Raw genomic sequence first — 7,717 nt, forward strand, 5'->3', positions numbered from 1 at the left:
CGCATTGCAGCGCGCGTTGCGTGCACGGCGTCAATTTAATAAAGGAGTCCGGCGTGTCCATTCGTGTCGCATTGAACCATGTCACGCATTACCGATATGACCGGCTCGTCGGTCTTTCGCCGCAAGTCGTGCGACTGCGGCCGGCGCCGCATTGCCGCACGCCGATCGTGTCGTATTCGATGCGCGTCGAGCCCGAGGATCATTTCATCAACTGGCAGCAGGATGCCTTTGCGAACTATCAGGCGCGCCTTGTTTTCCCGGAGAAAACGCGCGAATTCAAGGTGACGGTCGATCTCGTTGCCGAAATGGCCGTGTACAACCCGTTCGATTTCTTTCTCGAACCCGCCGCCGAAAAATTTCCATTCGCGTACGCGCCTGAATTGCTGCACGATCTAGCGCCCTACATGGTCAAGCGCGAGCCGACTCCGCGCTTCGCGGCATTCGTCGAAAGTATCGATCGTTCGCCGCGCGCCACGATCGATTTCCTCGTCGAGCTCAATCAGCGGCTTTCGCATGAGATTCGTTATCTGATCCGCATGGAGCCGGGGGTGCAGACGCCGGAGGAAACGCTCGAAAGCGCGGCCGGCTCGTGCCGCGATTCCGGGTGGCTGCTCGTCGAAACTCTGCGTCATCTGGGCCTCGCCGCGCGTTTCGTGTCGGGTTATCTGCTGCAACTCGCGCCCGATACGAAATCGCTCGATGGCCCGAGCGGAACTGAAGTCGATTTCACCGATCTGCATGCGTGGTGCGAAGTGTTTTTGCCCGGTGCGGGCTGGATCGGTTTCGATCCGACGTCCGGCCTGCTTGCGGGCGAAGGACATATTCCCGTCGCGTGCACACCGGAGCCGAGCAGCGCGGCGCCTGTTTCCGGCGCGGTGGACGAATGCGAAGTCGAATTCGTTCATTCGATGTCGATCGAACGCGTGCTCGAAACGCCGCGCGTCACGAAGCCGTATAGCGAGGAAGACTGGAGCGCGGTGCTGCGTATGGGCGAGCAGGTGGATGCGCAATTGAATGCATCGGACGTGCGCCTCACGATGGGGGGCGAGCCCACTTACGTCTCGGTGCGCGACCGCGACGAGCCGGAATGGAACACCGACGCGCTCGGACCGACGAAGCGCGCCTACGCTGTTTCGCTGATGGACAAGCTGCGCGCGCAGTATGGCGCGCGTGGCTTCCTGCACATCGGACAGGGCAAGTGGTATCCGGGCGAGCAGTTGCCGCGCTGGGCGCTGTCGCTGTTCTGGCGGGCGGACGGCGAACCGTGCTGGCACGATCCGGCGCTCTTCGCGGATGAACGGCAGGCTGCGTCGTACACGTCGGATGACGCCGCGCGATTCATTCGCCATCTCGCGGGCAAGCTTTCTTTGGATTCAAAATACATTCAACCGGGGTACGAGGACACGTGGTACTACCTGTGGCGCGAGCGGCGTTTGCCGGTCAACGTCGATCCGTTCGACTCGCGCCTCGGCGACGAACTGGAACGTGCCCGCCTGCGTCGTGTGTTCGATGCGGGTCTGCCGTCTGTCACGGGCTACGCATTGCCGATCGCGCGTGAGGACGGCGGCGGCATGCAGCCGGGACGCTGGATAAGCGGGCCGTGGTTCTTCCGCGACGAGCGCATGTTCTTGGTTCCGGGCGATTCACCCATGGGATACCGCGTGCCGCTCGACTCGCTGCCGTGGGTTTCCGAAGGCGATTATCCGTGGCAGCACGCGCACGATCCGTTCGCGCCGTCCACGCCATTGCGTACGGCGACTGAATTACGCATGCAATATGCGGATCTGGATAATGAATCGCGCACGCAAAATGCCAGTGCGGACGTGACGGGGCACGCCGGCGCACCGGGTCAATCGCGGGAGCGCAAGCCTCAGCGCGGCGAGTCGGCCGGCTGGATCGCACGCATCGCGCTGTGCGTGGAAGCGCGCGATCCTGCGCGGGCGGCCGGTCCCAAGGCGGAGGCCGACGCACTCGAGAAGCTCGGCAACGGCAACAAGCTCATGCATGTCTTCATGCCGCCGCTCACCTCGCTCGATGACTATCTCGATCTTCTGTCTGCCGTCGAAGCAACCGCCTCCGATCTCAAGATTCCGGTGATCGTCGAAGGCTATCCTCCGCCGCGCGATGCGCGCCTGAAGATGTTGCAGGTGACGCCCGACCCGGGCGTGATCGAAGTGAACATTCATCCGGCGGCCAACTGGAACGATCTCGTCGAGCACACGGAGTTCCTGTACAACGCGGCCCACGAGTCGTATCTGAGCCCGGAAAAGTTCATGCTCGACGGCCGTCACACCGGCACAGGTGGCGGCAATCACTTCGTGCTCGGTGGCGCGACGCCCGCCGACAGTCCTTTCCTGCGCCGCCCCGATCTTCTCGCGAGCCTGATCCGGTATTGGCACAACCACCCATCGTTGTCGATGTTGTTCTCCGGCATGTTCATTGGCCCGACGAGTCAGGCGCCTCGTGTCGATGAAGCGCGCAACGATCAGGTGTATGAACTGGAGATCGCGTTCTACGAATTGCAGCGTCAACTCGATCTGCTCGGCGGCCGTGACAGTGCGACCGTGCCGCCCTGGCTCATCGACCGCATCCTGCGAAACATCCTGATCGATGTGACGGGTAATACACATCGCGCGGAGTTCTGCATCGACAAGCTGTATTCGCCCGATGGCCCGACCGGGCGGCTCGGCTTGCTGGAACTGCGCGGCTTCGAGATGCCGCCTCACGCGCGCATGAGTCTCGTGCAGCAACTGCTGTTGCGCGCACTCGTCGCGCGATTCTGGAACACGCCGTATACCGCGCGGCTCACGCGCTGGGGCACGGAACTGCATGATCGCTTCATGCTCGGCACCTTCGTGCAGATGGACTTCGATGACGTGCTCGCCGAACTGCGCGAATCAGGCTTCGCATTCGAGCAAAGCTGGTTCGCACCGCACTTCGAGTTTCGCTTCCCGCTCGTCGGCGCATACGATACGAACGGCATCGCGCTCACGATTCGCAATGCGCTCGAACCGTGGCATGTGATGGGCGAAGAGGGCGCGATCGGCGGCACGGTGCGTTTCGTGGATTCGTCCGTCGAACGACTCGAAGTGCGCGTGCTCGGCCTCAATGGCAATCGACACGTCGTGTCTGTGAACGGACAAGCATTGCCGCTGCAACCGACGGGACGCGTAAGCGAATACGTCGCGGGCGTGCGCTTTCGCGCGTGGTCACAGGCGGCATCGCTGCATCCGACGATCGACGTGCATGCGCCGCTCACCTTCGATATCGTCGATACATGGACGGGACGCGCCATCGGCGGGTGCCAGTATCATGTCGCGCATCCGGGCGGGCGTAACTATCAGACCTTCCCCGTCAACGCTTATGAAGCGGAAAGCCGCAGGCGCTCACGCTTCTTCGCAACCGGTCATACGCCCGGCGCAATGCACGTCGAAGCCCGCGAACGCAGCCTCGAGTTTCCGTTCACACTCGACCTGCGCTATCGTTGAAAATGCAATCATCGTTCGAATAAAGAGCAGAGACGACATTGGCCTATCAATCGACCTTGCCCTTCGACATCGCCGCGGCACGCATCGATGCGCTGGCGTTGCTGCGCACGTTGCCTGCGCGAGAAGGGCATTGGGACGAACTGCGCGATGCGGCGGGCCAGTTGCGCGAGCCGTGGCGGCACTTCTTCGAATTGCTCGGCGAGCAGGGCATCGCGCGGCTCGACGATGGTGTCGATGCCGTTGCACAGCAAGTGCGCGACAACGACATCACGTACAACGTTTATGCCGATAACGGCAAGCCGCGCGCGTGGTCGCTCGATCTCCTGCCGCTCATCATCGATGAAAAAGAGTGGGCGGTAATCGAACGCGGCGTCGCGCAGCGCGCACGGCTGATGGAAGCGATCGTCGCCGATGTCTACGGCCCGCAGACGCTGCTGCAACGGGGGCTCTTGCCGAGCGCGCTCGTGTTCGGACATCCCGGCTATTTGCGCGCGGTGAAGGGCTTCGTGCCGCCCCTCGGCCGCTTTCTGCAGATCGTCGCGGTGGATCTCGCTCGCGCGCCATCGGGCGCGTGGACCGTGATTGCGCATCGGACGGAAGTGCCGTCGGGCCTCGGCTATGCGCTGGAAAACAGACTTATCGTCGCGAGCCTGTTTGCCGATCCGTTTCGTGCGATGCGCGTGAGCCGTCTCGCCGAGACCTATGCGCAACTCATCGCGACCATCGCGCAGGCCGCGCGCGCGACGATGCGCGATGACGAAGACGGCCGCAGCGATGCATCGAACGATGCGCCGCATATCGCGTTGCTGAGTCCTGGCCCGTTCAGCGAAACGTACTTCGAGCATATATTTCTTGCGCGGTATCTCGGCGTGACGCTCGTCGAAGGAAAGGATCTCACCGTTCGTCATGACAAGCTCTATCTCAAGACACTCGCCGGCTTGTCGCGCGTGCATGCGGTGGTGCGGCGCCTGGACGATGCGTTCTGCGATCCCGTTGAATTGCGCGCGGACTCGACGATAGGCGTGCCGGGTCTCTTGCAGGTGATGCGCGCGGGCAACGTGATGGTGTCGAACATGCCGGGCGCGGGCTTCACGGAATCGCCTGCGCTCAATGCATTTCTGCCCGGCATAGCGAAAGCGTTGCTGGACGAAAGACTCGAGTTGCCGACCGTGCCGACATGGTGGTGCGGCGAGGAAGCCGCGCGCCGCGAAGTCTTCGAGCGCGTCGACAGCGCCCTCATTGCGCCGACATGGCCGGGCGCGCAGGCCGATCACGCACCGGGCATCGATGCTGGCGTGCAGGACATCGCGGCATGGCGCGAGCGCATCGAACGTGCGCCGGATGTCTTCACGGTGCAGGAGAATCTGCCGTTTTCCACCGCGCCGCGCTTTCATGACGGCGCGATCGGATCGCGTCCCTGCGTGCTGCGCGCCTATGCAATCGCCAACATCGACGGAAGCTGGAGCGTGATGCCCGGTGGCTTCACGCGGCTCGCGGCCGACAAGCGCGCGACGGTGTCCATGCAGTTCGGCGGCAGCAGTGTCGATACATGGGTGATGTCGAGTCAGCCGGGCGGCGCGGTATCGTTGCGTCCCACGCCGATGAAGCCGGGCGATTTGCGCAAGCATCGCATCGTATCGAGCCGCGCCGCGGAGAATCTGTTTTGGGCGGGGCGTTATGGCGAGCGCGCTGAAAACAACGTGCGCTTGTGTCGTCTTTTGCTCGGGATGCTCGATGGCAGTGTCGCCGAAGAACTCTTTCCGACGCTCGCGGAACTCGCATCGGAATGCGGGCTGATTCCATCGGGCGATACGCTCGCGCGCAGCACGCCGCAAGCGTTCGAACGCGTGCTCGTTGCAGGGCTGCCGGAATCGGGCAGGGCGACGAGCATCGGCAGCAATCTCGCGGATCAGGCGCGCGCATGCGGCGAGATACGCGACCGGCTTTCGACGGATCACTGGCGCACGATTCTCGCATCACGCAATGACTTTCGCGATGCGCTCGCGCGCCTCGTGTTCAGCGATAGCGCTGACGAAAGCGCCGTGCGCATCGGTCGCGACTACGATCGTTTGATGCTCGCGAACGCGCTCGAACATCTTGCAACGCAACTCTGCGCGATCAGCGGCGCGCAGGGCGATCGCATGACGCGCGATGAAGCATGGCGGCTCCTCTTCATTGGACGGCACATCGAGCGCGTCTCGACGATGGCGACGATTCTGCGCGTGGTCGCCGAGCGCGGGACGCTCGCATCGCCCGCTGGCTTCGATCTGCTCTTGCAGTTCTTCGACAGCACGCTCACGTATCGTTCGCTCTATCCGGGCAGGCTCGAAGTGCCGGCGCTCATCGATTTGATCGTAGTCGATCAGACCAATCCGCGCGGGCTCTATGGCGTTTATGCACGCCTGCGCACGAAGCTCGACGAGATCGCGGCCGCTGCCGGCGGTGCACGCCGCGCACAAGCGACGCGTTTCGCGGACCTGCTCGTTCACGCCGATGCATTGCCGGATCTCGCCGCGCTGTGCGGCACGAATGAGAACGGCCGTCATGATGCGTTGATCGCGCTGTGCGACAGACTCGTCGCGTCGGTTTTCGCGGCATCGAATGAAGTCAGTGCCCGCTACTTCAGTCATGCGAACACGCTTTGCGCACAGGTGTCGTCATGACGCTCGGCATGAACGATACCGTGCTCGCGGTGACGCATCGGACGACATATCGCTATTCGACGCCGGTTGAAATCGCGCAGCATCTCGCGACCATTCGTCCGTTGCATTGCCCGTGGCAGCAGGTTATCTCGCATACGGAGCGCATCGAGCCGGTGCCGTCTTATGTGCATAGCCGCGTCGATGCATTCGGCAATGACGTGCTGTACTTCTCGCTCGACGCGTCGCACGAACGTCTTTCGATGACGAGCGAAACCACGGTGCGGCTCACGCCACGGTGGAATGCGCTCGATGCAGACGCCACGCCGCCGTGGGAAGACGTCGCCGAGCGGCTGCGCTATCGTGCCGGTGAGTCGTTTTATCCGGAAAGCGAGTTTTGTTATGCGTCGCCCAATATCTCGCTCGATCATGAATTGCGCGCTTATGCGCAAGCGAGTTTCGATGCGGGCACGCCGCTCGTTGCGGGCGCTATCGATCTGATGCATCGCATTCACGAGGATTTCGACTACAAGCCCTCGGCCACTGCGTTCGATACGCCCGCATCGCGCGCGTTCGAATTGCGGCATGGCGTGTGCCAGGACTTCTCGCAAGTGATGATCGGCTGTCTGCGCGCGCTCGGGTTGCCGGCGCGCTATGTGAGCGGATATTTGCGCAACGATCCGCCGCCGGGGCATCCGCGTCTCATCGGCGCGGATGCGTCGCATGCGTGGGTGTCGGTGCATTGTCCGCAAAGCGGATGGATCGATCTCGATCCGACCAATGACGTGCTGGCGGACCTCGATCACGTCACGCTTGCGACGGGGCGCGATTATAGCGATGTGTCGTTATTGCGCGGGATGATTCTCGGCGGCGGTGCGCATCATGTGGATGTGGCGGTAAATGTGCTGGCATTATGAGATGCACGTGTCTTGCTCTGGAAGCCTGCGGCTAAAATCGAACGGATTGACTTGATTGAAGCTAGTGGAGAGCACGATGGATCTTGCTGTTTTAGTGTACGTCGACAACCACCCAACGATGCTCGAAGAGTTGGCGGTTTCAAGGATGAAGTGCAACAGCGGGTTTAGTGTTTAGAGTCGTGAGGCTGGCTTGCTGATGCAAGGGTCGCAGCAAAGACCTCGAATGGTGAATGAAAGGCGTGAGTCGCGCGTGGCCTGCTGTTCAGACTGTCGGCAATTGCATCGAGTTCGTCCTGACTGTAGACCGAGAGGTCCGTGCCTTTGGGCAGATACTGGCGCAGCAGCCCGTTGGTGTTCTCACAGGTGCCGCGTTGCCAGGGACTGTGCGGGTCGCAGAAGTACACGTTCACGCCGGTTGAGGCGGTCAGTTCCTTATGCCGCGACATTTCTTTGCCCTGGTCGTAGGTAAAGCTCTGCCGCAGTGGCGCGACAATCGAATTGAGTTTGGCAGAGAAGCCCGCCAGCGCGGACGCGGCGGTGGCATCTTCCATCCTGGCAAGCAGCACCAGGCGGCTGGTCCGTTCGACCAGAACGCCGACTGCGGACTGGTTGCCGGCACCTTTGATGAGATCGCCTTCCCAGTGTCCAGGCAGCAGTCGGTCTTCGATTTCAG

4 protein-coding genes are annotated in these 7,717 nt (G+C 62.3%); 3 read left to right on the forward strand and 1 reads right to left on the reverse strand.

Annotation, left to right across the window (positions count from 1 at the left end):
• Positions 1 to 53 precede the first annotated feature (53 nt).
• Genes NCS58_RS26550 through NCS58_RS26560 form a run of 3 tightly spaced genes read left to right on the forward strand, consistent with a single transcriptional unit; the run spans position 54 to position 7,044 of the window.
• A complete protein-coding gene (locus NCS58_RS26550) occupies positions 54 to 3,488 on the forward strand; it encodes a DUF2126 domain-containing protein (protein WP_061116382.1) in 3,435 nt (1,144 codons plus the stop codon).
• 38 nt (positions 3,489 to 3,526) lie between these two features.
• Positions 3,527 to 6,151, forward strand: coding sequence for a circularly permuted type 2 ATP-grasp protein (locus NCS58_RS26555; RefSeq protein ID WP_061116383.1), 2,625 nt, complete (start codon positions 3,527 to 3,529; stop codon positions 6,149 to 6,151).
• A complete protein-coding gene (locus NCS58_RS26560; RefSeq protein ID WP_250477827.1) occupies positions 6,148 to 7,044 on the forward strand; it encodes a transglutaminase family protein in 897 nt (298 codons plus the stop codon). The genes NCS58_RS26555 and NCS58_RS26560 overlap by 4 nt, the downstream gene beginning before the upstream one ends.
• A gap of 164 nt (positions 7,045 to 7,208) precedes the next feature.
• Here the strand turns inward: NCS58_RS26560 and NCS58_RS26565 are convergent.
• Positions 7,209 to 7,717, reverse strand: a 509-nt coding sequence (locus NCS58_RS26565) for an IS30 family transposase (protein ID WP_250477828.1), incomplete at its 5' end; no start/stop codon positions are given.

The sequence above is a fragment of the Caballeronia sp. INML3B genome, assembly GCF_023631305.1.
Classification (GTDB): Bacteria; Pseudomonadota; Gammaproteobacteria; order Burkholderiales; family Burkholderiaceae; genus Caballeronia; species Caballeronia turbans.